We start from the raw sequence: 26,928 nt of genomic DNA, 5'->3' as shown, positions 1-26,928 counted from the left end.
GGCCGGGTACGGGTACGGGTCTGGGGTCCCGGGTCTGGATCGCGGGTCTCGGGTACGGGTCCCCGTGCGGTGCGGGTACGGGTTGGGGGCCCTGGGCCCGGTCCCCGTGCGGTGCGGGAGCGGTTTCGGGTCCCGGTGCGGGGCGGGGCAAGTCGTGTCCCCTAGGGGAGAGATGGGGGGTCGGATCCCTGGTCGCGACCTATCGCGTGTGCCAGGGTGGATGCGTGGACCTCGAAAAGCAGCCCGACCCCGCGCGGCCGTCCGACCCCGCGCAGCCACCCGCCGCGCCGGAAGCCCCCGCCGCCCCGACACCTCCCACCGCCCCGGCCGCACCGGAGGCCCCCGCCGCTCCCGAGGCGCCCGTGGCGCCCGCCGTTCCGGCTGCTCCCACTCCTCCCGCCGCGCCGACCGCTCCCGCCCGGCCCGCCGCACCGGCGGCTCCGGCACCGGCGGCTCCCGCACCGCAGGGGTACGCCGATCCGCAGGGGTCGCTCCGAGCCTCCGACGCCGACCGGGACCGGGTCGCCGACATCCTCGCCGAGGCGCTCGCGCAGGGGCGGCTCGACGCGGAGGAGCACGCGGATCGGGTCGAGGCGGTGTACCGGGCCAAGACCGTGGGCGAGCTGGAGCCGATCGTGCGGGACCTGCCGGCCGCCGACGGCGGACCGTCCGGCGCGCGGCCGGCCCCGGCCCCGGCCGCCTACGGCCCGGAGGACGCGGAGGGGAACGCGGACCAGCTGTTCGCCGTCTTCTCCAGCACCACCCGCAAGGGCCGCTGGCGGGTCGCCCGCCGCACCAACGCCTTCGCGATCTTCGGAAACGTGGAGATCGACCTGACGGAGGCGATCTTCACCCAGCCCCTCACCACCATCAACGCCACCTCGATCTTCGGGAACATCGAGGTCCGCGTCCCGGAGAACATCAGCCTGCGCGGCTCCGGCGCCGGCATCCTCGGGAACTTCGAGGTCACGACCCTGGAGGGGGTCGACCCGCAGGCGCCGCTGGTGGTCGTCAACGGCTACGCGGTGCTCGGGAACGTGGAGGCGAGACCCAAGCGCGGCAAGTGGGTCACCGACCTCCAGACCAAGGTCCGCAAGCACCTCGGGCACTGACGGGCCCGAGCCCGACGAGCCGCGCTCGGCGCCCCGCAACCGGCTCAAGCACGGGGCAAGGGCCCGCCCCGCGCCCGATCCCCGCCCCGGCCGACCCGCTCCCAGCTCGGGCCGGCCTGCGGGCGAGCCCCAGGCGATACCTGGCCGGTCCGCGCCCGACCCACGGGCGGTCCCCGGCCGCCCCGCGGCCGAACCTTCGTCGGCCCGCGGTCGATCCCCGGCCGCCCCGCGCCCAATCCCGGCCGATCCTCCGTCGGCCCGTGCCCGCGCCCCGGCCGACCCGCTTCCAGCTCGGGCCGGCCTGTGGGCGAGCCCAAGCGATCCCTGGCCGGTCCGCGCCCGAGCCCTGGGCGATCCCAAACCAGCCTGCGGTCGGGCTTCGGGTGAGCCCCGACCGCCCCCGGCCACCTCGCGCTCGGCCCGGGGCCGATCCTCGACCGCCCCGGCCGAATCCCCGACCGCCCGGCCGAATCCCCGACCGGCCCGCGGCCGATGCCCGGCCGGCCCGCGCCCGAGCCCCGGGCGATCCCCGGCCGCCCCGCGCCCCCGACCCCGGCCCCGGCCCGGCCGATCCTCCGTCGGCCTGCGCCCGCGCCCGGGCCGACCTCCGCCCCGCGCCTCCCGCCCCGCCCGCCCCCGGTCGCTCGACACCCACTCCACGGCCACCCCGCCGATCACCCGTCAGGTATCGGCCAGAAAACTGACCGGAATGCGTCGTCGGGGCTCCGGACTCCGGATGGGGGGCGCACGGAGTGCATAGGCGCGCGCACAGCGGGTAGGGCTGGTGCATCGCTGCTCGCTCGCGAAGCCGTCGTCAGGAGTAGACCGTGCTGGAACTGCCGCCTCAGCCCCTCCAGGTAGCCCCCGTGCCGCCCCAGCGTGCTCCGGCGCGGCAGGACGAGGACGGTCCCTGGCATGCGGACGCGGTGTGCCGCCGCGACGAGGCCGGGCTCTTCTTCGCCCCCTCCAAGGAGCCGACCGCCGCGCGGCTGGCGCGCGAGGAGGCGGCCAAGCGGGTCTGCGCGCGCTGCCCCGTGATGGTCGACTGCCGCGAGCACGCGCTGCTGCAGCCGGAGCCGTACGGCGTCTGGGGTGGGCTCACCGCCGCCGAGCGCCGCGTGGTGCTGGCCCGGCGCCGCCGCCGCGAGGTCGAGCTCCGCAAGGCCGCCGCGGCCGAGCGCGTCGCCCAGGCCGGCTGACGGGCGGACCGCCGGGGCCGACGGCTCCGGTGCCCGAGCCGCGTCCCGTACTCCGTGATCCGGACCCGTCGGAACGGAAAGGGGCGCCCCCACCGCACATGGGGGCGCCCCTCTTCGCTGCCGTCGCCGGACCGGGGTCAGTTCGCCCGGTCGAAGTCGATCTGGCTGTAGGCGCGCAGCTTCGCGAGCCGGTGCGTGGAGTCGATCTGGCGGATCGTGCCGGACTTCGAGCGCATGACGAGCGACTGGGTGGTCGCGGTCTCGGAGCGGTAGCGCACCCCGCGCAGCAGCTCGCCGTCGGTGATGCCGGTGGCGACGAAGAAGACGTTCTCACCGGCGACCAGGTCGGTCGTGGTGAGGACGCGGTCCAGGTCGTGGCCCGCGTCGAGGGCCTTCTGGCGCTCGGCCTCGTCCTTCGGCCACAGCTTGCCCTGGATCACACCGCCCAGGCACTTGATGGCGCAGGCCGAGATGATGCCCTCGGGGGTGCCGCCGATGCCCATGAGGAGGTCGACGCCGGTGCCCTCGCGGGCGGCCATGATCGAGCCGGCGACGTCGCCGTCGGAGATGAACTTGATGCGGGCGCCGGTCTCCCGGATCTCTTTGACGATGCCCTCGTGGCGGGGGCGGTCCAGGATGACGACGGTGACGTCCTCGGCGTTCATGCCCTTCGCCTTGGCGACCCGGCGGATGTTGACCGACACGGGCGCGTTGATGTCGACGAAGTCGGCGGCCTCGGGGCCGGTGACCAGCTTGTCCATGTAGAAGACCGCGGACGGGTCGAACATGGAGCCGCGGTCGGCGGCGGCGAGCACGGCGATGGCGTTCGGCATGCCCTTGGCGTTCAGGGTCGTGCCGTCGATGGGGTCCACGGCGATGTCGACCTCGGCGCCGGTGCCGTCGCCGACCCGCTCGCCGTTGAAGAGCATCGGCGCCTCGTCCTTCTCGCCTTCACCGATGACGACGACGCCGTTCATCGACACGGTCGAGATGAGGGTCCGCATCGCGTTGACCGCGGCGCCGTCCGCGCCGATCTTGTCGCCGCGGCCGACCCAGCGGCCGGCGGCCATGGCGGCGGCCTCGGTCACGCGGACCAGTTCGAGCGCCAGGTTGCGGTCGGGGGCCTCGGGGGAGACCTCGAGCTCGGGGGGCAGGTGGTGCTCGGTCATCGGAGCGCACCTTTCTGTACGACGACGGCCGGAAATAAGGAGGGTGCTGTGACTCTATCGCCAGGTCGACAAATTGAGCAGAGGGGCCCACGTATGAGCGCGGGACCCGGATGCGACCATATGGGGCGTGGCAGCTAAGCGAGGCAGGCAGACGGTACGCGGGATGTTCCAGTCCCTCGGGGTGATCATGGTCGCCGCGGGGGTCATGTATCTCTTCATCCCGCACGACGAGGACGCGGAGCCGGTCAAGGCCAAGGACTACCGCGTCGAGCTGGTCACGGCCCAGCGTGCGGCGCCCTACCCGGTGCTGGCGCCCGAGGGCCTCGGCGCGGACTGGAAGGCGACGGTGGTCTCGTACAAGCGCGAGCAGGGCAACGCCTGGCAGCTCGGTTTCCTCTCCCCGGACACCCAGTACGTCTCGGTCAACCAGTCGACCACCGAGCCGAAGAAGTTCGTGCCCAAGGTCACGCACTCGGCCAAGAACACGGGCCGGACGCAGACGGTGGCCGGGCAGGAGTGGCAGCGCTGGGAGGGTCCCAAGTACGACGCGCTGGTGCGCACCGAGGGCGGGGCGACCACGGTCGTGACGGGGACGGCGTCCTTCGACACGCTCGCGGAGATGGCCGCCGCGCTCCGGTCGAAGCAGGCCTGACCCGCCTCCGCGTACGACGAAGCCCCCGGTGCCTCGGCACCGGGGGCTTCGTCGTACGCGGAGGTCTGGCTCAGACGGTGGTGATGACGTCGTCGTAGGCCAGGCGCGGGGAGCGCGGGAACCAGGCGTCCTCGCCCGGCTTGCCGATGTTGATGACCATCAGCGGGGTGTGGTCGGCGTCCAGGAACTCCTTCTGCACGCCGCCGAAGTCCAGGCCGGTCATCGGGCCGGCGGCCAGGCCGGCGGCGCGGATGCCGACGATGAAGTACGCGGCCTGGAGGGCGGCGTTCAGCAGCGCGGAGCCCTCGCGGACCGGGCGCTCCGAGAAGAACATGTCCTTGGCCTGCGGGAAGTGCGGCAGCAGCTCCGGGAGCTCCTCGTGGAACTCGTTGTCGGCGGAGAGGATCGCGACGAGCGGCGCGGTGCGGGTCTTGGCCTGGTTGCCCTCGGCCATGTGCTTCACGAGGCGCTCGCGGGCCTCCTCGGAGCGGACCAGCGTGATGCGCAGCGGCGTCTGGTTGAAGGCGGTGGGGCCGTACTTCACCAGGTCGTAGATCGCCTGGACCTGCTCGTCGGTCACCGGCTCGTCGGTGAACGTGTTGGCGGTGCGGGCCTCACGGAAGAGGAGGTCCTGGGCGGCGGTGTCGAGAACGAGGGACATGCTGCGTACCTTCCGGACTGCAAGGGGACGTGCCCGGCGGGGAATGCGGGCGAGGTCTCGACAGTACGCCCGCGATTGGTGAAAATTCAACTATCCGATCCGGATAGTGATCCGTTTCACTTCGTCAGTGTAGCCCGGGCCCCGCCGGCCCCGCTCGGTTTTCCCTCACTCGGTTCTCCCTCGCTCTTCCCGGTCCCCTCGGTCCCCTCGCTCCTCCCGTTCGCCCTCGTGCCTTCCGGCCCTCCCGGTCTTCCCCCTCCTCCCCCCGGTTCTCTCAGTCCTCGGACTCCTCCGCCTCGCGCTCGGCCGCCAGCGAGGCGTCGAGCCGGGCGCGGGCGCCCTCCAGCCAGCGACGGCAGACCTTCGCGAGCTCCTCGCCGCGCTCCCACAGCGCCAGCGACTCCTCCAGGGTCGTCCCGCCCGCCTCCAGGCGCCGGACGACCTCGATCAGCTCGTCGCGCGCCTCCTCGTACCCGAGCGCCGCACCCGTCTCCGTACCGCTTGCCATGTCTTCTCCGTCCTCCGTGCCTTCTCGTGTCGCCGTCCCGCGCGCGCCCGTCACGCCCGCCGCACCGTGAACTCTCCTTCGGCCACCCGGGCCCGCAGCTCCTCGCCCTCCGCGACCTCGTCGGCCGCGCGGACCACGGAACCGTCCGCCTTCTGGAGCACCGCGTAGCCGCGCTCCAGGGTCGCGGCGGGGGAGAGGGCCCGCACCCGGGCGCGGGTGTGCGCCAGCTCCGACTCCGCCCGGTCCAGGAGGTGCCCGAGGACCCGCCGGCTCCGCGCCAGCAGGGCGTCCAGCTCGTCCTCCCTGACCTCCACCATCCGCTGCGGATGCTCCATCACCGGCCGGGCCAGCGCGTGCGCCAGTCCCCGCTCCTCGCGCTCCAGGAGCCCCCGGACCGTCCGCAGCGCGCGGTCGCGGAGCCCCCGTACCCGCTCCAGCTCCTCGCCCACGTCCGGGACGATCTTCTTCGCCGCGTCCGTCGGCGTGGAGGCGCGCAGGTCCGCCACCAGGTCGAGCAGCGGGGAGTCCGGCTCGTGCCCGATCGCGGACACCACCGGCGTCCGGCACGCGGCCACCGCGCGGACCAGCTGCTCGTCCGAGAACGGCAGCAGATCCTCCACGCTGCCGCCGCCCCGCGCCACCACGATCACGTCCACGTCCTCGTGCGCGTCCAGTTCCCGCACCGCCTGGATCACCTGCGGCACCGCCTTCACGCCCTGCACCGGCACGTTCCGCACCTCGAAGCGGACGGCGGGCCATCTGCGCCGCGCGTTCTCCAGGACGTCCCGCTCGGCCGCCGACGCCCGGCCGCAGACCAGGCCGATCAGCTGCGGCAGGAACGGCAGCGGTTTCTTCCGGTCGAGCGCGAACAGCCCCTCGGCCGCGAGCCCCCGCTTCAGCTGTTCCAGCCGGGCCAGCAGCTCGCCGATCCCGACCGGCTTGATCTCCACCGCCCGCAGCGACAGCTGCCCGCGCGGCGCGTACCACTCCGGCTTCGCGTGCACGACGACGCGCGCGCCCTCCGACACGATGTCGGCCACCGCGTCGAAGACCTGCCGGTAGCAGGTCACCCCGATGGAGATGTCGTACGAGGGATCCCGCAGCGTCAGGAAGACGACCCCGGCACCGGGGCGTCGCGAGAGCTGCGTGATCTGCCCCTCGACCCAGATCGCCCCCAGCCGGTCGATCCACCCCCCGATCATCCGGGAGACCTCACCGACGGGAAGCGGCGCTTCGGCGGACGTAGTCAGACCCATGCACCGAGCGTAACGGCGCCCTCCGACAACGTCACCGCCAGCCTCCGCCCACTGCCCGCCGCCCGCCGCTCCGGGAGCGACGCGCCTTCGTGCCTGGCTGCCCTACGGTGCCCGTCCGGCCCCCGGACCGGCGTCCTCCCCGCGTCGTCTCACCGCCGCCCGGTTCCCCCGGCCGGTCCCCGCCCCGCCCCCTGGACCGCGAGGACGACGAGGCCGATGCCCAGCCAGATCACACCGACCACCTGGGCGGCCACCGCGGCCTCCACGATCACGGCGATCAGGATCACCGCGCCGAGGGCGGGCAGGACGACGTGGCGCAGCCAGTGCGGCGGGCCTTCCGCGCGCTGGACGGCGAACCAGCCGATCACGCTCGCGTGCAGCAGCACGAAGGCGGTCAGCGCGCCGACGTCGACCACCGACACCAGGTGGTCCAGGCCGTCGTCCCGGCGCGCCGCCCACAGCGCCGCGATCATCGTCACCGTGGCGGACACGAGGAGCGCCACCCGGGGCACCCCCGAGTCGGTGCGCGCGAGCGCGTGCGGCAGCCGCCCCTCGCGGCCCATCGCGAAGAGCAGCCGCCCGCCGGCGGCCTGCCCGGCCAGCGCCGCGAACGCCGCGCCGATCGCCTTCGACACCGCGACCAGATCGTGCAGCCAGTCGCCGACCGAGACGTCGACGGCGTCGTAGAAAGCGGAACCCTGCTTCCCCGGATCGGCCGCGAGCTCCGCGGAGGAGACCGGTTCGAGGAGCGCGACCAGCCAGGTCTGGGCGACGAACAGGACACCGGCGAGCACCAGGCAGAAGAGCAGCGCCCGCGCCACCTTCGCCGAACCGCCGGTGACCTCCTCCGCGAAGGCCGCGATCGCGTCGAAGCCCAGGTACGACAGGACGGCCACCGAGACCGCGCCGATCACCGCCGCGAGCGAGAAGGTCCCGTCGCCGGTGAGCGGCGACCACCAGTCGCGCTGCGCCCCGTCCCGTACGAGCACGACGAGCGCCGACACCACGAACACCAGCAGCACCACGATCTCCATCGCGAGCACCGCGAAGCCGACCCGGGCGGCGGCCCGCACCCCCCACAGGTTGAGCAGGGTGGTCACCACCACCGCGATCCCGGTCCACACCCACCGGTGCACCTCCGGCACCAGCGCCTCCATCGCGATCCCGGCGAAGAGGTACGCGACGGCCGGGATCAGCAGGTAGTCCAGCATCGCCATCCAGCCGGCGATGAAGCCGGGCCCCTCACCGAGCCCCTTGCGGGCGTACGCGAAGACCGAGCCGGCCTGCGGTGCGACCCGGACCATCTGGGCGTAGCTGAAGGCCGTGAACGCCATGGCCACGGTCGCCACGACGTACACCAGTGCGACGGCCCCGTGAGACTTCGCGTCGAGCGTGCCGAAGACGCCGACCGGCGCCATCGGCGCGATGAACAGCAGCCCGTACACGACCAGATCGCGGAAGCCGAGCGTCCGCCGCAGCCCCGTGTGGTCCGGCCGCCCGCCCGTCTCCCCGTGCGCCGCCTGCGCGTCCTCAGCCATGGCGTCAGTTTCGGCCACGGCCGCCCCCGGACCGCTCACCGACGCGCCCCGTCCGCCGAACGCCCCGCGCACCACCACGGCCCCGGCCCGACCCCGACGCGCCCCCACCGGCGCGCCCCTCCCTCCCCCAGCGACCCACCCCCCCCCGACCCACCGACAGGCCCTCTCTCCCCCCCCACCGCCGCGCCGCTCCCGCCCGCCCGGCGTGCGACGGCCGTCCGCCGGCCCGGCCTTACGATGGGAGGCATGACTGCAACGCCCGCGACCAACCGCCCGAAGCGTGTCCTGCTCGCCGCTCCCCGCGGCTACTGCGCGGGCGTGGACCGTGCCGTGATCGCCGTCGAGAAGGCCCTGGAGCAGTACGGGGCCCCCGTCTACGTGCGCCACGAGATCGTCCACAACAAGTACGTCGTCCAGACCCTGGAGCGGAAGGGCGCGATCTTCGTCGACCAGGCCACCGAGGTCCCGCCGGGCAACATCGTGATGTTCTCCGCGCACGGCGTCGCCCCGACCGTCCACGAGGAGGCCCGCCAGGGCCGGCTCGCGACGATCGACGCGACCTGCCCGCTGGTCACCAAGGTCCACAAGGAGGCCATCCGGTACGCCAAGGAGGACTTCGACATCCTCCTCATCGGCCACGAGGGCCACGAGGAGGTCATCGGCACCTCCGGCGAGGCCCCCGACCACATCCAGCTCGTCGACGGCCCCGAGGACGTCGCCAAGGTCGAGGTCCGCGACCCCTCCCGGGTCGTCTGGCTCTCCCAGACCACGCTCTCCGTCGACGAGACGATGGAGACGGTCGACGCGCTCAAGGACAAGTTCCCGCAGCTGGTCTCCCCGCCGTCGGACGACATCTGCTACGCCACGCAGAACCGGCAGACCGCGATCAAGGAGCTGGCCGGCCAGGCCGAGCTCGTCATCGTCGTGGGCTCCAAGAACTCCTCCAACTCGATCCGCATGGTCGAGGTCGCCAAGCAGGCCGGCGTTCCCGCCGCGTACCTGGTGGACTTCGCGAGCGAGATCGACGAGGCGTGGCTGGAGGGCGTGACCTCGGTCGGCCTCTCCTCCGGCGCCTCCGTCCCCGACGTGCTGGTCCAGGAGGTCCTGGAGTGGCTGTCGCAGCGCGGCTACGTCGACGTGGAGATCGTCAAGACCGCCGACGAGCACCTCACCTTCTCGCTCCCCAAGGAGCTCCGCCGCGACCTGCGCGCCGAGGCCTCCGCACTCGTCGAGGAGTAGGACCCGGCCCGCCCGGTTAGCTTGAGTCCATGAACGTCTTCGGAGTGGACATCGGCGGCTCGGGCATCAAGGGTGCACCCGTGGATCTGAAACGGGGCGCCCTCGTCGAGGAGCGGTACAAGATCCTCACCCCGCAGCCCGCGACACCCGGTGATGTCGCGGGCAGCGTCGCGGAGGTCGTGGCGCACTTCGGCTGGACCGGCCCCATCGGCGTCACCTTCCCGGGCGTCGTGACCGGCAGCACGATCCGTACCGCCGCGAACGTCGACCCGTCCTGGGTCGACACCGACGCCGGCGCGCTGATCGGCGAGGCCGTCGGAGGCCTCCCGGTCACCGTCCTCAACGACGCCGACGCGGCCGGCCTCGCCGAGATGACCTTCGGCGCCGGCCGGGGCCGCACCGGCACCGTCATCATGCTGACCCTCGGCACCGGCATCGGCTCCGCCGTCTTCACCGACGGCCGCCTCGTCCCCAACACCGAGCTCGGCCACCTGGAGCTCAAGGGCCACGACGCCGAGAAGCGCGCCTCCTCCAAGGCGCGCGAGGACGAGGAACTGACCTGGGAGCACTGGGCCGGCAAGCGGCTCCGCAAGTACCTCGCCCACGTGGAGATGCTCTTCTCCCCGGAGCTGTTCATCCTCGGCGGCGGAGTGAGCCGCAAGGCCGACAAATTCCTCCCGTACCTGGACGGCATCCGCGCCGAGATCGTCCCCGCCGAACTGCGGAACGACGCCGGCATCGTCGGCGCGGCCATGGCCGCGAGCACGACACCCCCCGCCTGACGGCCCACCCGAGAGAGCTACGCCCTCGGGCCCGACCGACCACCGGGCGCGGTCGGCTCTCCGAGCCGAGCTCCTGCGCGGCTACGCCACCGGTCACCGGGCGCGGTCGGGTCTCCGAGCCGAGCCCCGCGGGGTCACGGCTCCGGGGCAGGCCGTGGGACAGGGCTACGGTTTCAGCCTGGCAGACCGGCGGGGCACGGCTCCAGACTCTGGCCGCTCGGCGGGGGTACGGCGTCCGGCACCGGCAGGCGCCGGACCCGGCCCACCTGCCGCCGGGCCCGTTACGGCATGGGTCCGGAAGACCGACCGGATTACGGCCCCAGGACCGGCCACGCCCAGAGGCAGGGCCCACGGCCCCCGCCCAGACGTAAGGCTCCCGGCCCCGCCGCCCGCCCGCGTCCGGCACAGGCAGCGCTACGGCGTGGGGCGTCGGTCCCGTCCTGGGGGCTGGGTGCCCCGGGCGGAGGCCTGACCGCTTTCCCGGGGGGAGGGCTGCCCCGCGGCTGCTCCCCGCCCGGGCGTCTGACCGCCCCGTACGGGCCCGGCGGCGCCCGCGACGCGGGGCGGGCGTTCTGCTCGTACGGGGTTCGCCGGGGCCGAGGGAACCGGGCGACCCCGGCGGCGGCCCATGTCGCGCACCTTGCGGACGCTCGCGATGAGGCCGGCGATCAGCGTGCCCCCGTACAGCCACCCGGCGTGCACGGCGAGCGCGGTGATCACGGCCATGGCCTGGCCGCCGAAGCCCCCGCTGCCGCCGGCGATCGGCACGACGCCGACGGCGAAGGCGATCGGGACGGCGATCGGCGCGGTGACCAGGTCGGCGGGGCGCACCCACAGCGCGGTGAGCGCGCTCACCGGCAGGAACAGCAGGCCGAACGCCAGCGGCGAGCCGTCCAGGACCAGCCAGTCGAGGAACCCGACGACCAGCATCGCCGCCGAGGCGAAGAGCCCCGCGCCGAGCCCGGTGAGCCGGGGCGAGGGCAGCCGCCGCAGGGCCTGCACCACGGGAGGCGCGGGCCGCCGGGCCGCCGTCGGCGCACCGACCCGGTAGACGGTGGCCGCCCCGGCCCCGGCGGCGGCCCCTTCCACCTCCACGAGCGGGCCGGGCGGCGGGAGGGGCGTCTGCGGCCGTCGGCGGCCTCGCGGCTGACTTGTCCTGTGCTGCTCCACCTCACCAACGTAGGTCGGGACACGGCGGGAGGGGCCCGGGACACGCCCTTCGGGTGACCTTGTGGCCACAGTTCGACCGATCCCGACCGTAGGTGGCCGGGAGGCGGTCCGGGCCGCGGCCCCTGCGGACGGCGAGGGCCCGCGCCGGGCGCCCGTAAACTGGGGGGATCGACCCACCGTCCGCCCCCCATCCGTATCTAGGGAAGTCGCCACCGTGTCGCTCACGATCGGAATCGTCGGCCTGCCGAATGTCGGCAAGTCGACCCTGTTCAACGCCCTGACCAAGAACGACGTGCTGGCGGCCAACTACCCGTTCGCCACGATCGAGCCGAACGTGGGCGTCGTCGGCGTCCCCGACCCGCGCCTGACGAAGCTCGCCGAGATCTTCGGCTCGCAGCGCGTGCTCCCCGCCACCGTCGACTTCGTCGACATCGCCGGCATCGTGCGCGGCGCGAGCGAGGGCGAGGGCCTGGGCAACAAGTTCCTGGCGAACATCCGCGAGTCCGACGCGATCTGCCAGGTCATCCGCGCCTTCAAGGACGAGAACGTCGTCCACGTCGACGGCAAGGTCTCGCCCAAGGACGACATCGAGACGATCAACACCGAGCTGATCCTCGCCGACCTCCAGACCATCGAGAAGGTCCTCCCGCGCCTCCAGAAGGAGATGCGGATCAAGAAGGACACGGCGCCCAAGGTCGCCGCCGTCGAGGCCGCCCAGGCGATCCTGGAGAAGGGCGACACCCTCTTCTCCCAGGGCATCGTCCAGGGCTCGGAGAAGGCGGAGCTCCTCCACGACCTCCACCTCCTCACCACCAAGCCCTTCCTCTACGTCTTCAACGTCGACGAGGACGAGCTGACCGACGACGCCTTCAAGGACGAGCAGCGCGCCCTGGTCGCCCCCGCCGAGGCGATCTTCCTCAACGCCAAGCTGGAGCAGGACCTCGCCGAGCTCGACGAGGAGGACGCCATGGAGCTCCTCCAGTCCGTCGGCGCCGAGGAGCCCGGCCTCGCCACCCTCGCCCGCGTCGGCTTCGACACCCTCGGCCTCCAGACCTACCTGACGGCCGGCCCCAAGGAGTCCCGCGCCTGGACGATCAAGAAGGGCGCCACGGCCCCCGAGGCGGCCGGTGTCATCCACACCGACTTCCAGAAGGGCTTCATCAAGGCCGAGGTCATCTCCTTCGCCGACCTGGTGGAAACGGGCTCGGTCACCGAAGCCCGCGCCAAGGGCAAGGCCCGCATGGAGGGCAAGGAGTACGTCATGCAGGACGGCGACGTCGTGGAGTTCCGCTTCAACGTGTGACGTCTCGTCAAGAACTGTGCCCGACCCGCCTGTTGGCAGGTCGGGCACAGGTGTCTGTCCGCGTGGAGTCCTTGCCCTGTGACGTGGGGCGGCGGCAGGTCCGGTCGGCGTCAGGCTGCCTCAGACCTTGACGACTTCCACGGAAGGGCCGCACAGGAGTGTCAGGTCCTCGGGGTCAGAGGTGAGGACAGTGACCGGCTGGGGCGCGTTGCGGGCGATGGCGGCGAGAGCGGCGTCGATGGCGTACTTGTGACCGTGAAGGTGATGGGTGCGAAGGAGGACGGCGGCCTGGTCGGTGATCTCCTTGGTGACGTCGTGAACGTCGATGCGGGAGAGGACCCACTTGATGCGGGCCGGGTGGATGCGCTCGTAGTCGGCCTCAAGCGTGGTCATGGCGCTGGTGGCGACGCGGACGCCCTCTTCCGAGGCCGCTTGGACCAGGGCCACGACGGTGCGGTCCTTGCGGTAGAGCTTCGAGAGTCCTTCGCTGTCGAGCAGGAGGGTGCCGGGCATCAGGCGGCGGCCCCGCCGGCCTGCCGGTGGTCGTGGCGCAGCAGCGCCCGGGCGGCCTCGACCTCCTCGCGGGTGAGAGCTTCGTTGTCGGTCTCGAAGTCGGTGACGATCTCCCGCAGCTTGTCCATGGCGACCCTCTGTTCGAGTGCCTCGGCGACATAGGCGGAGAAACCGCCGGGCCCGACATGGGCGCGTACGGCCTCGGCGAGATCCTCGGGCAGGCTGATCGAATACTTCCTACTACCGCTCATGGTGCCGATCCTACCGGCGGTCGTAAGACTTGGGGCGTGAATGACTGACCGGGGGTCGGCCATCCGCAGGGAGCAGCGAACGTCCGTCGAGGCCCGGTGTGGGCGGTGGGAAGACGTGGGGAGGGCCGGAGAGGGGCGGGAAGCGTGGGGCGTGGCGAGCGGGACACAGTCGCGAGGGGAGCGCGACTCTACGAGGCGGCGCAGGCCGTGGTCGGTGACCACGGAAGGGCAGTGGAGGCGGTACGGGCGGCACTGAAGCCCATCCACGATGCGGCGGTGAAGCGGGAGCTCGACGCCATTCCCGTCGGCCGTCTGCAGGATGTCACCGAAGGGCGGCTGCGGCTGGGGAGCGTCGAGAAGAGCGGACTGCGCACCCTGGGCAGTGTTCTCGAAGCAGGCCCCTACCGGCTGCGGCAGATTCCCGGTGTGGGCCAGCGCACCGTCGACCAGATGCTTGCCGCCGCCCGCCGGCTCTCCGAGGCTGTGCACGAGACCGTGGCCGTCCACATCGACGTGGACCGGCCGGAACCGCGAACCACCGCGCTCGTCATGGCCCTGCATGTCCTGGTGGAGGCCGGCCCGGACGCCCGGCGTGCGGTCGACAAGGCCACCGTCCTGGCGGAACGACTCGGTCCGTTACTGGTCGACGCCAGGCCCGCCGCCGGAAGGGTACGGATGCTTCTGGCCGGCCGGGAGAAGAAGGCTCGTGCGTGGGCGGCGGTCGCCGAGACCCGTTCACTGGTGGACGAGGCGGTGCAGGCCGGCCTGCCCGAGCTGCTGGCCCAGGCGTCGGTGGACCTGCTTCGGGGGCAATCGTCCGACGTCGCGGCCTGGGTGGACTTCGAACTCCGCTCAGCCGAGTACTACAGCCTGCTCGCCGAGATCTCCGGGCGGATGCCGGACGCGGCTGCCGCAGAGGGCTTTCTGCCGGACGAGATTGCGGAGCGGGTACGGACCCAGCACCTCGACGACACGCACCGGCGAGTCTCCCTGCGCGGTTACCAGGCGTTCGGCGCGCGGTTCGCGCTTGCGCAGCGGAAGGTGATACTCGGGGACGAGATGGGTCTCGGGAAGACCATCCAGGCGATCGCCGTGCTGGCACACCTGGCCGCCGAGGGGCAGAGCCACTTCATGGTCGTCTGCCCGGCGAGCGTTCTCGTGAACTGGACTCGGGAGATCGAGGCCCGCAGCGCCCTGCGCGTGATGGTGCTCCATGGTCCCGACCGGCGTGACGCGTTCGCCGACTGGAATGGGCGGGGCGGCGTCGGGGTGACCACGTTCGACGCGCTGCGCGGCTTTCCCGCACCCGGCGGCGGGGAGGTCGGGCTGCTGGTGGTCGACGAAGCGCACTCCGTGAAGAACCCGAAGGCCAAGCGGTCCCAAGCGGTCGGCCTGTGGGCGGAGCGTTGTGAGCGCACCCTCTTCATGACCGGAACTCCGATGGAGAACAGGGTCGTGGAGTTCCGCAACTTGGTCCAGATGCTCGACGGTGACGTCGCGGACTCCCTCGGTGAACGGGACGCGTTGGCCGGATCGGTCGCCTTCCGCAAGGCTGTGGCCCCGGTCTACCTGCGGCGCAACCAGGAGGACGTGCTGACGGAACTCCCGAGCCTTCAGCAGACCGACGGATGGGAGGAGCTGAGCGCTTCGGACGAGGAGGCGTACCGCGAAGCCGTGCGCGCGGGCAACTTCATGGCCATGCGCAGGGCCGCGTACATGCGCCCCGAGAAGTCGGCCAAGCTGGACCGGCTCCGGGAGATCGTTCAGGAGGCCGGCGAGAACGGGCAGAAGACGGTGGTCTTCTCCAACTTCAAGGACGTACTGGGCGTGGTGAAGGAGGCCCTCGCGGCCGGAACCGCCGGGGACGCTCCAGTGTTCGGTCCGCTGACCGGCGGTGTCCCGGCCCAGCGTCGCCAGGAGATCGTCGACGACTTCGCCGGTGTGCAGGGCCCGGCGGTGCTCCTGGGGCAGATCCAGGCAGCGGGCGTGGGCCTCAACATGCAGGCCGCCTCCGTCGTCGTCATCTGCGAACCCCAGATCAAGCCGACCATCGAACATCAGGCGGTGGCTCGGGCGCATCGTATGGGCCAGGTCAGGCCGGTTCGCGTGCACCGCCTCCTCGCCACCGGAGGCGTGGACGAACGCATGGTGAAGATGCTGGAAACCAAGACGCGCCTGTTCGATGCCTATGCCCGCCGCAGCGCCGTGGCCGAAGCCACCCCGGACGCGGTCGACGTGTCGGACACCGAATTGGCACGTCGGATCGTCGAGGAGGAACAGGCTCGTCTGGGTATGACGGGCGGGACACTCATGGCACCCGAGTGAGGGGTGGCCGGCCTTGGTCGGTGGCCCGGGCGGTCGGGGGTCCGGGGTCGTCGGCGGCGTGCGCGTGGCTCGGTTCGCTGGGACTCGGCCGGGAGCGCCGGGGCTCGTTCCGCTCGCCGTGCGATCCGGGGGGGCGAGGACCGGGGCCGTGGCCCTTCGCGCGTCGGTTTCGGCCGAAAACCTGGTTCCCGGGGGGATCGGTGCAGGTCGGGGGTGCGGAGCCGCGTATCCTCGGCTGCCGGGGGCAGCGGGGGAATCGGACGCGGAGGTACGGGTGGAGTTCCGGCTGCTCGGATCCGTCGCGGTCGTGACGGAGGGCGGCGACGTCGCCCCGGGGCCGGCCAAGCGCACCAGCCTGCTGGCCGCGCTGCTGCTGCGCCCCAACACGGCCGTGAACGTGACCGGGCTGATGGACGCGCTGTGGGAGGACGAGCCCCCGACGCACGCCAAGACGGTGCTCCAGGGGCACGTCTCCCGGCTGCGGGCGCTGCTCGCCGCGCACGGCGCCGAGGCGTACGGCGTGGAGCTCACCACGCAGGGTTCCGCCTATCTGCTGCGGATGCCCGAATCGCTGGTCGACGCCCACCGGTTCGAGGAGCTGGTCGGGCTCGCGGGCGCGCAGCGGAACGCCGCCGACACCGTACGGATGCTCCGCGAGGCGCTGTCGTACTGGCAGGGGCCCGCGCTGACCGGCACCGTCCCGAGCGGACCCCTGGAGGCCGCCGCGACCGCCCTGGAGGAGCTGCGGCTCTCCTCCGTGGAGGCGCTGGCGGAGGCGTACGGGAAACTGGGCGAGCACGGCCGGGCCGCCGCCGTCCTGCGGACCGAGGCCGTCGCGCACCCGCTCCGCGAATCGCTGGCCGCCGCCCTCATGACGGCCCTCGCCCGGGCCGGGCGCCGCTCGGACGCCCTCGACTGGTACCACCGCACCCGCCGGCTGCTCGCCGAGGAGCTGGGCGTCGACCCGGGTGCCGCGCTCGCCGACACGTACGCGGGGCTGCTGCGGGACGCGGGGGCGGTCCTCGTCCCGGCGCCCGCCCCGGCCCCGCCGCCGGCCGACCCGCCGGTGCCCGAGCCCGTCCTCGTACCGGAACTGCTGCCCCGGGCCCCGCGCGGCTTCACCGGGCGGGAGGCCGAGGCCGTGCTGCTCGACCGGGCGGCCGGTGACGGCGACGCGCCGGTCTGCCTGGTCACCGGGCCCGCCGGGGTCGGCAAGACCGCCTTCGCCGTGGACTGGGCGCACCGGCGGCGGGCCGCCTTCCCCGACGGGCGGCTCTTCGCCGACCTGCGCGGCTTCAGCGACACCCCGGCGCCCGAGACCGGCGTCGTGCTCCGCGAGTTCCTGCTCGCGCTCGGCGTGCCGCAGCAGCGCGTGCCGGAGACGGCGGTCGGGCGAGGGGCGCTCTTCCGCAGCCTCACCGCCGGCCGCCGGATGCTCGTCGTCCTCGACAACGCCCGCTCCTCGGAGCAGGTCAGGCCGCTGCTGCCGGGCGGCGACGGGTGCGTGACCGTGGTGACCAGCCGGGACCGGCTCGGCGGGCTCATCGCCTCCGACGCGGCCCGGCCCGTGCCGCTCCGGCAGCTGCCGCCCGCCGCCGCGACCGCGCTCCTCGCGACCGTGCTCGGCGAGGAGCGGGTCGCCGCGGAGCCGGACGCCGCCGAGCGGCTCGCCGGGCTCTGCGACGGGCTGCCGCTCGCGCTGCGGGTGACGGCCGCCCGGCTCGCCGAACGCCCGGGCCGCCTCCTCGGCGAGATGGTCGGCGAACTCGCCTGTGAGCAGGGACGCCTCGCGCTCCTCGACGTCGAGGACGTCGGCGTCTCCGCCGCGCTGCGTCTCACCGTGCAGCAGCTCCCCGAGTCCGCCGCCCGCGCCTTCCGCGCCCTCGGCCTGCACACCGGCTCCGACCTGGACCACTTCGCCGCCGCCGCGCTCACCGGCACCACCCCCGGCCGGGCCGCCGCCGACCTCGAACGGCTCGCCGCCGCCCACCTCCTCACCGAGGCGGTGCCCGGCCGCTGGACCCCGCACGACCTCGTACGCCTCTACGCCCGCGGCCTCGCCCCGCAGGCCGACCCGGAGGGGCTGCGCCGCCTCCTCGACCACTACCTGTACGCGGGCCTCGCCGCCGACGCCGCCGCCGAACCCGGCTCGCAGCCCTGCTACGCCCTGCCCGCCGACGCGCGCAGGCCCGCCGCGATCCCGGAGTTCGAGGGCCGTACCGCCGCCCTCGACTGGTACGCCGCCGAGCGCCCCGCCCTGGAGGGGGCCGTGGCCGCCTCCGCCGCCCTCGGCCTGCACGACCGGGCGTGGCGGCTCGCGCTCGTCGCCTGGCCGCTGATGCTGATGCGGCTCCAGGACGGCTGGACCCCGCTCCTGGAAGCCGGGCTCGCCTCCGCAGAGGCGGTCGGCGACCCCGACGCGCAGTCCCGGACGCGGGCACTGCTCGGCTGGATCCTCCACGAGGAGGGTCGGGACGAGGAGGCGCTGGTCCACCTGGAGCGGGCGCCCGACCTCGCCGCCCTGGCGGGTGACCCGATCAGCGAGGCCATCGCCGTCGTCAACCACGCGGCCGTCCTCGACGCCACCGGCGCGTACGCCCGGGCCCGGACGCTCATGGCGCGGGCGGTCGCGCTCGCCGACCGGACCGGGCACCCGTCGACCCAGGTGCTCGCCCTCCAGCACCTCGCGGGGCACTGCCTGCGAGCGGGGGAGTACGAGGAGGCGCTGGCGCACGTGCTGCGCGCGGGGGAGCTCGTCGCGCCCGACGCCGTCGTCGTCCAGGCCGAGCTGCGGATCGTACGGGGCGAGGCGCTGGCCGGCATCGGCCGGGTCGAGGAGGCCGCTCACCAGCTGGAACGCGCCGCGGCCGACGCGGAGGCGGCCGGTTTCACGGCGGGTTCGGCGCGGGCGGCGGAGCGCCTCGCGCGCCTCGCGGCGGGGCGTTAGCGGTACGCAAGCGGGACGGCAGTGCGCGGCGGGAGGGTGGACACCGCACCACCGACCGTTCGACGCACCACGCTTCACCGACCACGGGGGAACTCCGACATGCGTACCACCACCACCAGCAGCAGGACCGCCCTTCTCGTCGCCGCCGTCGCGGCCGTCTCGCTCGGCCTGACGGCCTGCGGCGCGGACGAGGGCGTCAAGGACGCCGGCAGCGCGAAGACCTCGGCCGGCGCACCGGCGGCGACGGCGACCGCCGGGACCGCGGGCGCGACCGGGGCGACCGGCGCGGCCGGGGCGACGGAGAGCGCGGCGCCCGCCGCCTCGGCCGGTTCCTCGGCGGGCTCCTCCGCCGGCTCCGGCTCCTCGGCCGCTCCCGCCGCCGGGAAGGGCACGGCGGGCGCCGCCGCGCAGGCCACTCCGGCCGCCGCCGGCTCCGATGCCGCCGCCAAGGCCGCGGTCTGCGCCCACGGCGACGTCAGGATCACCGCGGAGAAGGCCGACGAGGTGCCCACCGAGCACATCGTCCTCACCGCCACCAACACCTCGGGCCGCACCTGCCGCCTCCTCGGCCACCCGCTCATCGCCTTCGGCGAGATCCAGACGGCCAAGGACGTCCCGGCCGTCCCGGCGAGCAAGCCGGCCGCCCCGGTGGTCCTGGTGCCGGGCGCGCCCGCGTACGCCAACGTGCGGGTGTCCAACGGCGGGGTCCACGAGGACAACAAGGTGGTGAAGGAGTTCAACGTGAACCTCTTCGCCGCCGACGGTCCGGCCGAGGGCAGCGTCGTGGTGACCGCCCCGGCGGGCGGGATCGCCGTCGACGAGGCCGTGGCCAAGACGGGGTACTGGACGCCCGAACTCCGCAACGGCGCCGACGAGTTCTGAGCGGTTCGCGGATCCAGGCCCGAGGTACGCGGATCGCGGATCGAGGTCTGAGGTCTGAGGGTCTGGAGGTCCGGAGGCCCGAGATCCGAGATCCGAGATCCGAGATCCGAGGTTCGCGGTTCGCCGCGTGCCGGCCGGTTCCGAAGGGTCCGCGGTTCGCCGCGGACGACGGGCCCGTCTCCCGGGGATCGGGGACGGGCCCGTTCCGCGTGCGCCGGCTGTGTCGGCACTGTGAATTCCCCGTCTCCAGAAGGCGGTCGGCGGATGGCGGCCGGGTGGGGGAGGTTCGCAGGTGGGGGCGGTCGAGCCCGCGTCCGGGAAGCTACTGATCGGTCATGTCGGGCCTGTGGCAGGGGAGTTGCGGGCACGCACGTCCTCTTGCGGGATTCCTATGGATCGGTCAATCTTTCGGCGACGGCAGGGCGGCCGGGGTTCGTGAGGTTCCGCGTCGGACCGCACGAGTACTTGTCATGTCCCTGTCGTGATGCAGGACATCGGGCTCCCTCCCCACGGGAGCACCCCCCACCAGGAGGACACCTCACATGGCAGTGATGCGCGCATCGCGTCGCCGGATCAGCACCGCCGCGGCCATAGCCGTCACGGCGCTGGCCCTCGGTTCGCTCTCCGCCCTCCCCGCCACGGCCGCGCCGGCCGCCGCGGAGGGCGTCATCGAGAACGCCGGAGCCGCGGGCACCATCCCGGGCAGCTACATCGTCACCCTCGAAGAGTCCGCCCAGGCCGAGACCGCCGAGGGCCGCGCGGTCCCCGGCAAGTTCGGTGCCAAGATCAAGCGCACGTACACCTCGGCGGTGAACGGCTACGCCATCGAGGTCTCCGAGGCGCAGGCGAAGAAGCTCGCCGCCGACCCGGCCGTGAAGTCCGTCGTCCAGAACCGCGTCTTCACCATCGACGCCACCCAGCCGTCCCCGCCGTCCTGGGGTCTGGACCGCGTCGACCAGAGGGCCCTCCCGCTGAACCAGAGCTACACGTACCCGGACAGCGCGGGCCAGGGCGTCACGGCGTACATCATCGACACCGGTGTCCGCATCAGCCACAGCGACTTCGGCGGCCGCGCCGTCAACGGCTACGACGCCATCGACAACGACAACACCGCACAGGACGGCCACGGCCACGGCACCCACGTCGCCGGCACGGTCGGCGGCACCGCCCACGGCGTCGCCAAGAAGGCGAAGATCGTCGGCGTCCGCGTCCTCGACAACAACGGCTCCGGCACCACCGACCAGGTCGTCGCCGGCATCGACTGGGTGACCCGGAACGCCGTGAAGCCGGCCGTCGCCAACATGAGCCTCGGCGGCGGCGTCGACTCCGTCCTCGACCAGGCCGTCCGCAACTCCATCGCCGCCGGCATCACCTACGCGGTCGCGGCAGGCAACGACAACTCCAACGCCTCCAACTACTCCCCGGCGCGCGTCACCGAGGCGATCACGGTCGGCTCCACGACCAGCACCGACGCCCGCTCCAGCTTCTCCAACTACGGCAGCGTCCTGGACATCTTCGCCCCGGGCTCCTCCATCAAGTCGTCCTGGAACACCAGCGACACCGCCACCAACACCATCTCCGGCACCTCGATGGCCGCCCCGCACGTGGCCGGCGCCGCCGCCGTCTACCTGGCCGACAACCCGACCGCCACCCCGGCGCAGGTCTCCACGGCCCTCACCACCGCCGCCACGCCGAACGTGGTCACCAGCCCCGGCACCGGCTCGCCGAACAAGCTCCTCTTCGTCGGCGGGGGCGGCACCACCCCGCCGCCCGGCCCGAAGTTCGAGAACACCGCCGACTTCGCCATCGCCGACAACGCGACCGTCGAGTCCCCGGTCACCGTCAGCGGCGTCACCGGCAACGCCCCCTCGGCCCTCCAGGTCCCGGTGAACATCGTCCACACCTACATCGGTGACCTCCAGGTCCAGCTGATCGCCCCCGACGGCAGCGCGTACACGCTGAAGGCCTTCGGCACCGGCGGCAGCGCCGACAACATCAACACCACCTACACCGTCAACGCCTCCTCCGAGGTCGCCAACGGCACCTGGAAGCTCCGCGTGACGGACAACGCCAACGCCGACACCGGCAAGATCGACTCCTGGGCCCTGCAGTTCTGATCCGCACCTGAGGCCCTGAGCAGGTCAGGGGCGGCCACCGGCGGGTGGCCGCCCCTTCCGCGTGCCTACTCCCAGCCGTCGTCCTCATCGTCGTCGCCCTCGCCGTCGTCGCCGGGGTACGGCTCGTAGGCGTACTCCACCGGGTCGGCGACCCAGCCCGCCGACAGCACGAGGCGGGAGGTGCGGTGCACGGCGAGGAAGCCGAACGGCCGGTCCACCTCCAGCTCCACGCGGCGGACCCGGTACCGCGGGCGTGGCACGGCCGCGCCTCCGGGAATCCCGAGGAACGCGGTCACCGACGCCGCCTCGAAACCGTCCCGGGTGAAGCGGGCCGTCCCCGCCTGCGCCGCCCGGCCGATCGCCAGGGGGCCGTCGCTGACCCCGGGGAAGTGGCCGGCGTCGGCGTCGGTCGCGGCGGCCAGGCCGAACACCCCGGGAGAGGCCAGCAGGTCGTGCTCGGCGGAGAGGTCGAACGGCGAGGTGACGACCTGGAGTTGGTGGTCGCGCTCCGTGCTGAGCGTCCGGCCCGCGCGCAGACCCGGCCCCGCCTCGCCGAGCGGCAGCACGTCACCGGTCACCACGGGGTGCGCCCCGCCGGCCACCCCGACCCCGGCGGCGAGCACCGCGCCGGGCGCGGCACCCTCCTCGCCGAGCAGGAGGTGGACGTCGACGCCGGTGTCGCCCAGCACCCGCAGGACCGTCAGCGGCCCGGCGGGCGTCTCCGCGACGCCGACCCGGTCCAGGAGCGCGGTCAGGCGCCTCAGCCCCGACAGGTGACGGCCCGCCCAGGGGCCGCTCTCCGGGGCCAGCTCGTACTCCCGGAAGGGCTGCAGCCACCGGGTCCGCAGCGTCTGGGCCGCCGCGAGCACCAGCAGGGCGTCCTCGTCGACGCGCACCGGCATCGCCGGGACCAGTCCGCCGGTCCGCTCCGCCGCCCAGGCGTCCAGCGCCGCCTTGTCCGCCGCGTCGTCCCCGGTGAAGCGGCCGAACGCGGCGGCCGGCAGTCCGGCCACCCACCGCTCGCGCAGCGGCAGCCCGGGCCGGGCCCACAGACCGATCGCGGCCGACGAGCCGCGGATGCGGTCCAGCGCGTCCAGCAGCCCGCGCGCCGCCTCTCCGGCCCGGTCCCCCGGCATGCCGAGGGCGTCCTCCAGCTCGGCCCGCGCCGGGCCCGCCGCGCCCTCAGCGAGGAAGGCGAGCAGGGGCCAGACGGTGGCGGCGGACAGGACGGTGCCGCGCGGGGCGGCGGGGAGCGCGGCGGCCCAGCGCGCGGTGAGCCGGTTCACCGCGCGGACCGTCCCGCCGGGAACCGACGGCGTCCGGCTCACCCGCCCCGCCGGGACCGTCACGGCCGCGACCGAAGCGCTCCGGCCCGCCGCCCCCGCCGCCACGGACGCGCGGTCCGTCCTCCCCGTGCCCCGCATGGCCGCCCCCGCCCCCGGACCGCGTACGATGCGCGCCCGATCGTCTGTTCGTCCCGCCCCGACAGGAGCACCGTACCCGTGGAGCCGACCCAGCCGCCCCAGCCGCCCGAGCCGGGGGCGTCCGCCGCGCAGGGCACGCCCGTGCCGGCCGCGTACCCCCCGCCCGGCGCGCGGCCGGGAGCCGGTCCGTACGGGGCGTCCGGACCGTACGCGGCGCCGGGGCCATACACCTCGCCCGGGATGCCGTACGCGGGCGTGCCGGGCCCCTACGGGCCGTACGCGCCGCCGGTGGCGACCACCAACGGGCTCGCCGTCGGCTCGCTCGTCAGCGGCGTCGTCTGCTGCCTCCCGCCGCTCGGACTCGTCCTCGGGATCTTCTCGCTGCGCCAGATCAAGAAGCGCGGCCAGGGCGGCAAGGCCATGGCGGTCGCCGGCATGGCGCTCTCCGCGCTCAGCACGCTCCTCGTCCTCGTCGGCCTGATCACCGGTCAGATCCAGGACGGGTTCAAGGCGTTCAACGAGGGGATGCGGGAGGCTGCCTCCGCCCGCATGCCGATGGAGCTGCGCACCGGCGAGTGCTTCGTCGACGAGGCCGGACAGGGCGACTACACCCTCGGCGTCCGGGTCGTCGACTGCGACCAGCCCCACGACGGCGAGATCACCGGGCGGTTCGAGGCCACCGGCTTCGACGGCTGGCCCGGCGAGCGCGCGCTCACCGCCCTCGGCGAGAAGCGCTGCGAGACCATGGCCGCCGCCTACACGCGGGACACCTGGGCGCTGACCGCCGACACCCTCAGCCTGTACTACACCCCGGACCGTCGGGCCTGGCGCGGCGGCGAGCACCGCATCGCCTGCGGCATCGGCGGCTCGGAGCGCCTCACCGGCTCGCTGCGCTCCGACGCGACCACCCTCGACCCGGGCCAGCTGGCCTTCCTCGGTCACGTCAACCCCATCGAGGACGCCCTCTACGCGGAGCCGGAGGAGGACCCGGAGGACGACCTCCAGGCCAACCTCGCCTGGGCCGCCGAGGTGCACTCCGCCATCGACTCGGCGCGCACGGGGCTGGCGGGGCGCACCTGGGAGCCGTCCCGGCGCACCGCCGTGGACGGCTACCGGAAGAGCCTGGACGCCGCGTCGAAGCAGTGGGCGAAGCTGGCGCGCGCCGAGGACGCGGCGGAGTTCTGGGAGGCGTACGACCGCGCCTGGGAACTGGTGCCGGACGACGCGAGCGTCGAGGTCCGCAAGGCCCTCGGCCTCACCCACACGCCCCCGGACGGCTCCGGAGGGCACGGCGCCGCCTGAGTCCCCGGGTGGACGGTCGCGGGTACGCGGACGGGGCCGGGTCTCCGCGGGGGAGACCCGGCCCCGTCGTGTGCGGACCGGCGCCGGGCCGGCGGGCGGCCGGCGGGGCGGGGACGGCGGCCCGTGACCAGCCGCCGTCCCGCGCCCCGGGCGCGCCGTCGCCGGCGGCCCGGTCCGTGCCCCGCGGCGGCCGCCGCGGGGCGGCTCCGGGGGAGCGGGTGGTTCAGCGGCGGGTGAGGCCGCGGTCGATCGCGTGGATCAGTTCGCCGTCGGCGGTGTCGCCGTCGAGCGACCAGACCATGGCGCCGCCGAGGCCGTGCGTACGGACCCAGTTCGCCTTGGTGCGGAGCACGGACGGGTCGTCGTAGGTCCACAGGGTGGTGCCGTCGAAGAGCCAGGCGTGACCGTTCCGGTGGCCCCGGTAGAGCGTGTACGTGCCGGACGCGGCGAGCTTCTTGAGGTTCTTGTAGTCCTCGGAGCCGGGCGCCCAGGTCGCGGGGGCGGGGCCCGCGGCGGGCTGTCCGAGGCCGTCGCCGCCGCCGGTGACGCCGGTCCAGCCCTGGCCGTAGAACGGCATGCCGACCACGAGCTTGTGGGCGGGGGCGCCGCGCCGCAGCCAGGACCTGACGGTTCCCTCGACGCTCCAGTCGTTCTTCGCGAAGAGCGCGGACTGCTGGTCGGCGGTGGCCTCGCCGGAGACGTGGAAGTCGTAGCCCTGGAGGTTCACGAAGTCGAAGTCGCGCATGATCCTGGCGACCTCGAAGCCCGCGTCGATCTTGGCGGGGGCGGTGGGCACGTACGCGCTGAGCTCGTAGTGCCTCCGCTGCGGCAGGGAGCGCCCGTAGGCGTCGAGCTGGGTGCGGAACTCCCGTACGAGGGCGGTGAAGTTGACCTTGTCCTCGGGGCGGATGACGTTGCCCGGGTTGCCCTCGGAGCCGGGCCACTCCCAGTCGAGGTCGATGCCGTCGAAGAGGCCGGCGGCCGCTCCGGCGCCGCCGCGTGCGCCGTCCTGCGGCAGGTCGCCCTTGATGTAGAGGTCGATGCAGGAGGAGACGAGGGCCTTGCGGGACGCGGGGGTGCGCACGGCGTCGGAGAAGTACGCCGATCCGCTCCAGCCGCCCAGCGAGATCATGAGCTTGAGGTGGGGGTGCTTGGCCTTCAGCTCGCGCAGCTGGTTGAAGTTGCCGGCCAGCGGCTGCTCGGCCGTGTCGGCGGTGCCGTCCACGGAGGTGGCGGCGTCGACCGGGCGGACGTAGTCGGCCCAGGGGTCGGAGCCGGGGACGGGGCCGATGACGCACTTGCCGGCCTTGTCGACGATGCCGAAGGCGTAGTTGATGTGGCTCAGCCTGGCCGCGGAGCCGCTCGTGTCCAGGTCCTTGACCTGGTAGTTCCGCCCGTAGATGCCCCATTGGGTGAAGTAGCCGACCCGCTTGAGGGCGTGCTCGGCGGCGGGCGGGCGGTGGTCGGGGCGCGGGTGGGCGTCGGCGGCGGGGGCCAGGGTGGCGAGGAGGCCGAGGGCGGCGGCCGCGGCGGTGCCGAAGGTCAGCTTGGTCAGGGCTCTGGGACGCATGGGCTCGTTCCTGTGCGAGGCGGGTTGGAGCGTGGGCGCGCAGCCAGGAAGTTATTGGTCCAGACCAATAGGGGTCAAGGGGTCGGGAGGTGGCGATTCACCTTCATCACTTCGGGTGAAACTCTGGCCCATGCTTGCGGATGGCCACAATCGGTTGTCAGTCTGTAGCTGTCTGTCAACCTGAGGGGAGTGTCCAGTGACGTTCGGTGAGCAGCCCGCCTACTTGCGCGTGGCGAGCGATCTGAGGGAGAAGATCGCGAACGGCTCGCTCCCCCCGCACACCCGCCTCCCCTCGCAGGCGCGCATCCGCGAGGAGTACGGGGTGTCGGACACGGTCGCGCTGGAGGCCCGCAAGGTGCTCATGGCCGAAGGGCTCGTCGAGGGCCGCTCCGGCTCGGGGACGTACGTGCGGGAGCGTCCGGTGCCCCGGCGCGTCGCCCGCTCCGGCTACCGCCCCGCCACCGGCGCCACCCCCTTCCGCCAGGAGCAGGCGGCGGAGGGCGCGCGCGGCACCTGGGAGGCGAGCAGCGAGCAGGAGGCGGCGAGCGCCCCGGTCGCCGCGCGCCTCGGCATCGAGCCCGGCGACCGCGTGATGCGCACGCGGTACGTCTACCGGGACGGCGGCGAGGCCATGATGGTCGCCACCTCCTGGGAGCCGCTCGCCGTCACCGGCCGCACCCCCGTGATGCTCCCCGAGGAGGGGCCGCTCGGCGGCTGCGGCGTGGTCGAGCGGATGGCGGCGATCGACATCGTCGTGGACAACGTGGTGGAGGAGGTCGGCGCCCGCCCCGGCCTCGCCGAGGAGCTCCTCGTCCTCGGCGGCGTCCCCGGCCACGTCGTCATGGTCGTCGAGCGCACCTTCTACGCCTCCGGCCTCGCCGTCGAGACCGCCGACGTCGTCGTCCCCGCCGACCGCTACCGCCTCTCGTACCACCTCCCGGTCCGCTGACCGGGCCCCTGCCCGAACCCGCGCGCCCTCGAACCCCCGCCCGGCCCGTCCGGGGGTGC

At 73.7% G+C, this 26,928-nt stretch carries 22 protein-coding genes; 12 read left to right on the top strand and 10 right to left on the bottom strand.

Features of this window, described 5'->3' with window-relative positions; all coding sequences use genetic code 11:
• Positions 1–362: 362 nt before the first annotated feature.
• Positions 363–1,112, top strand: coding sequence for a DUF1707 domain-containing protein (locus ACFZCF_RS08250; protein ID WP_391285995.1), 750 nt, complete (start codon positions 363–365; stop codon positions 1,110–1,112).
• 827 nt (positions 1,113–1,939) lie between these two features.
• Positions 1,940–2,311 carry a WhiB family transcriptional regulator gene (locus ACFZCF_RS08245; protein ID WP_388436895.1) on the top strand — a complete coding sequence of 124 codons (372 nt, stop codon included), beginning with the start codon at positions 1,940–1,942 and terminating at the stop codon, positions 2,309–2,311.
• A gap of 137 nt (positions 2,312–2,448) precedes the next feature.
• Here ACFZCF_RS08245 and glpX read toward each other — a convergent pair whose 3' ends face one another.
• Entirely contained in the window at positions 2,449–3,480 is a 1,032-nt protein-coding gene (gene glpX / locus ACFZCF_RS08240; RefSeq protein ID WP_388436892.1) for a class II fructose-bisphosphatase, read from the bottom strand.
• A gap of 127 nt (positions 3,481–3,607) precedes the next feature.
• On the opposite strand from glpX, the gene ACFZCF_RS08235 reads away from it, so the two are divergent.
• Positions 3,608–4,132 carry a DUF4245 family protein gene (locus ACFZCF_RS08235; protein WP_391285426.1) on the top strand — a complete coding sequence of 175 codons (525 nt, stop codon included), beginning with the start codon at positions 3,608–3,610 and terminating at the stop codon, positions 4,130–4,132.
• Between the two features lie 70 nt (positions 4,133–4,202).
• Here ACFZCF_RS08235 and ACFZCF_RS08230 read toward each other — a convergent pair whose 3' ends face one another.
• The 4 genes from ACFZCF_RS08230 to ACFZCF_RS08215 form a co-directional block, all read right to left on the bottom strand.
• On the bottom strand, positions 4,203–4,793 hold the full coding sequence (locus ACFZCF_RS08230; RefSeq protein ID WP_388436886.1) for a malonic semialdehyde reductase: 591 nt from the start codon (positions 4,791–4,793) through the stop codon (positions 4,203–4,205).
• A 274-nt stretch (positions 4,794–5,067) separates the two neighbouring features.
• The gene (locus ACFZCF_RS08225) at positions 5,068–5,301 is read right to left on the bottom strand and encodes an exodeoxyribonuclease VII small subunit (protein ID WP_388436883.1); all 234 of its coding nucleotides are present in this window, start codon (positions 5,299–5,301) and stop codon (positions 5,068–5,070) included.
• Between the two features lie 50 nt (positions 5,302–5,351).
• A complete protein-coding gene (xseA, locus tag ACFZCF_RS08220) occupies positions 5,352–6,557 on the bottom strand; it encodes an exodeoxyribonuclease VII large subunit (RefSeq protein WP_388436880.1) in 1,206 nt (401 codons plus the stop codon).
• A 149-nt stretch (positions 6,558–6,706) separates the two neighbouring features.
• The gene (locus ACFZCF_RS08215; protein WP_391285422.1) at positions 6,707–8,095 is read right to left on the bottom strand and encodes an amino acid permease; all 1,389 of its coding nucleotides are present in this window, start codon (positions 8,093–8,095) and stop codon (positions 6,707–6,709) included.
• A gap of 237 nt (positions 8,096–8,332) precedes the next feature.
• Between ACFZCF_RS08215 and ACFZCF_RS08210 the strand changes: the two genes are divergently transcribed.
• Positions 8,333–9,334: a 4-hydroxy-3-methylbut-2-enyl diphosphate reductase gene (locus tag ACFZCF_RS08210; protein ID WP_388436874.1), complete on the top strand. Its 1,002-nt coding sequence runs from the start codon at positions 8,333–8,335 to the stop codon at positions 9,332–9,334.
• A gap of 29 nt (positions 9,335–9,363) precedes the next feature.
• Positions 9,364–10,116 carry a polyphosphate--glucose phosphotransferase gene (gene ppgK, locus ACFZCF_RS08205; RefSeq protein WP_388436871.1) on the top strand — a complete coding sequence of 251 codons (753 nt, stop codon included), beginning with the start codon at positions 9,364–9,366 and terminating at the stop codon, positions 10,114–10,116.
• 414 nt (positions 10,117–10,530) lie between these two features.
• On the opposite strand, the gene ACFZCF_RS08200 is transcribed toward ppgK, so the two are convergent.
• A complete protein-coding gene (locus tag ACFZCF_RS08200; protein WP_391285992.1) occupies positions 10,531–11,121 on the bottom strand; it encodes a DUF6542 domain-containing protein in 591 nt (196 codons plus the stop codon).
• A gap of 379 nt (positions 11,122–11,500) precedes the next feature.
• On the opposite strand from ACFZCF_RS08200, the gene ychF reads away from it, so the two are divergent.
• On the top strand, positions 11,501–12,589 hold the full coding sequence (gene ychF / locus ACFZCF_RS08195) for a redox-regulated ATPase YchF (protein WP_388436868.1): 1,089 nt from the start codon (positions 11,501–11,503) through the stop codon (positions 12,587–12,589).
• 120 nt (positions 12,590–12,709) lie between these two features.
• On the opposite strand, the gene ACFZCF_RS08190 is transcribed toward ychF, so the two are convergent.
• Together ACFZCF_RS08190 and ACFZCF_RS08185 are read right to left on the bottom strand one after the other, a co-directional pair.
• Positions 12,710–13,102, bottom strand: coding sequence for a DNA-binding protein (locus ACFZCF_RS08190; protein WP_391285419.1), 393 nt, complete (start codon positions 13,100–13,102; stop codon positions 12,710–12,712).
• Positions 13,102–13,353 (bottom strand): hypothetical protein, encoded by a 252-nt coding sequence (locus ACFZCF_RS08185; protein ID WP_355367704.1) that lies wholly within the window; start codon positions 13,351–13,353, stop codon positions 13,102–13,104. Before ACFZCF_RS08185 ends, ACFZCF_RS08190 begins: the two co-directional genes overlap by 1 nt.
• Before the next feature lie 144 nt (positions 13,354–13,497).
• On the opposite strand from ACFZCF_RS08185, the gene ACFZCF_RS08180 reads away from it, so the two are divergent.
• From ACFZCF_RS08180 to ACFZCF_RS08165, 4 genes are all read left to right on the top strand, one after another.
• Positions 13,498–15,678 (top strand): SNF2-related protein, encoded by a 2,181-nt coding sequence (locus ACFZCF_RS08180; RefSeq protein WP_391285416.1) that lies wholly within the window; start codon positions 13,498–13,500, stop codon positions 15,676–15,678.
• Positions 15,679–15,952: 274 nt separating this feature from the next.
• Positions 15,953–18,625, top strand: a complete 2,673-nt coding sequence (locus ACFZCF_RS08175; RefSeq protein WP_391285414.1) for a BTAD domain-containing putative transcriptional regulator — start codon at positions 15,953–15,955, stop codon at positions 18,623–18,625.
• A gap of 99 nt (positions 18,626–18,724) precedes the next feature.
• Positions 18,725–19,507 carry a DUF4232 domain-containing protein gene (locus ACFZCF_RS08170; RefSeq protein ID WP_391285412.1) on the top strand — a complete coding sequence of 261 codons (783 nt, stop codon included), beginning with the start codon at positions 18,725–18,727 and terminating at the stop codon, positions 19,505–19,507.
• A gap of 542 nt (positions 19,508–20,049) precedes the next feature.
• Complete coding sequence (locus ACFZCF_RS08165) at positions 20,050–21,624, top strand: S8 family serine peptidase (protein WP_388436860.1); 1,575 nt, start codon at positions 20,050–20,052, stop codon at positions 21,622–21,624.
• 65 nt (positions 21,625–21,689) lie between these two features.
• Here the strand turns inward: ACFZCF_RS08165 and ACFZCF_RS08160 are convergent, their stop codons facing one another.
• Positions 21,690–22,910 (bottom strand): serpin family protein, encoded by a 1,221-nt coding sequence (locus ACFZCF_RS08160; RefSeq protein WP_391285410.1) that lies wholly within the window; start codon positions 22,908–22,910, stop codon positions 21,690–21,692.
• Between the two features lie 216 nt (positions 22,911–23,126).
• Between ACFZCF_RS08160 and ACFZCF_RS08155 the strand changes: the two genes are divergently transcribed.
• Complete coding sequence (locus ACFZCF_RS08155) at positions 23,127–24,350, top strand: DUF4190 domain-containing protein (RefSeq protein WP_391285408.1); 1,224 nt, start codon at positions 23,127–23,129, stop codon at positions 24,348–24,350.
• 223 nt (positions 24,351–24,573) lie between these two features.
• On the opposite strand, the gene ACFZCF_RS08150 is transcribed toward ACFZCF_RS08155, so the two are convergent.
• Positions 24,574–25,920, bottom strand: a complete 1,347-nt coding sequence (locus ACFZCF_RS08150) for a glycoside hydrolase family 18 protein (protein ID WP_388436851.1) — start codon at positions 25,918–25,920, stop codon at positions 24,574–24,576.
• Between the two features lie 196 nt (positions 25,921–26,116).
• Between ACFZCF_RS08150 and ACFZCF_RS08145 the strand changes: the two genes are divergently transcribed.
• Complete coding sequence (locus tag ACFZCF_RS08145) at positions 26,117–26,869, top strand: GntR family transcriptional regulator (protein WP_388436848.1); 753 nt, start codon at positions 26,117–26,119, stop codon at positions 26,867–26,869.
• Positions 26,870–26,928 lie beyond the last annotated feature (59 nt).

Source organism: Streptomyces sp. NPDC007945 (assembly GCF_042958885.1).
Taxonomy (GTDB): Bacteria; Actinomycetota; Actinomycetes; order Streptomycetales; family Streptomycetaceae; genus Streptomyces.
The sequence above is the reverse complement of the archived record's forward strand: the minus strand, read 5'-3'. Positions and strand labels throughout refer to the sequence as shown.

Coding starts and splice junctions, on each gene's coding strand:
- ACFZCF_RS08170 (WP_391285412.1), top strand. CDS start 18,725: ATGCGTACCACCACCACCAGCAGCAGGACCGCCCTTCTCGTCGCCGCC.
- ACFZCF_RS08150 (WP_388436851.1), bottom strand. CDS start 25,920: ATGCGTCCCAGAGCCCTGACCAAGCTGACCTTCGGCACCGCCGCGGCC.
- ACFZCF_RS08230 (WP_388436886.1), bottom strand. CDS start 4,793: ATGTCCCTCGTTCTCGACACCGCCGCCCAGGACCTCCTCTTCCGTGAG.
- ACFZCF_RS08215 (WP_391285422.1), bottom strand. CDS start 8,095: ATGGCTGAGGACGCGCAGGCGGCGCACGGGGAGACGGGCGGGCGGCCG.
- glpX (WP_388436892.1), bottom strand. CDS start 3,480: ATGACCGAGCACCACCTGCCCCCCGAGCTCGAGGTCTCCCCCGAGGCC.
- ACFZCF_RS08210 (WP_388436874.1), top strand. CDS start 8,333: ATGGGAGGCATGACTGCAACGCCCGCGACCAACCGCCCGAAGCGTGTC.
- ACFZCF_RS08185 (WP_355367704.1), bottom strand. CDS start 13,353: ATGAGCGGTAGTAGGAAGTATTCGATCAGCCTGCCCGAGGATCTCGCC.
- xseA (WP_388436880.1), bottom strand. CDS start 6,557: ATGGGTCTGACTACGTCCGCCGAAGCGCCGCTTCCCGTCGGTGAGGTC.
- ACFZCF_RS08190 (WP_391285419.1), bottom strand. CDS start 13,102: ATGCCCGGCACCCTCCTGCTCGACAGCGAAGGACTCTCGAAGCTCTAC.
- ppgK (WP_388436871.1), top strand. CDS start 9,364: ATGAACGTCTTCGGAGTGGACATCGGCGGCTCGGGCATCAAGGGTGCA.
- ACFZCF_RS08225 (WP_388436883.1), bottom strand. CDS start 5,301: ATGGCAAGCGGTACGGAGACGGGTGCGGCGCTCGGGTACGAGGAGGCG.
- ACFZCF_RS08165 (WP_388436860.1), top strand. CDS start 20,050: ATGGCAGTGATGCGCGCATCGCGTCGCCGGATCAGCACCGCCGCGGCC.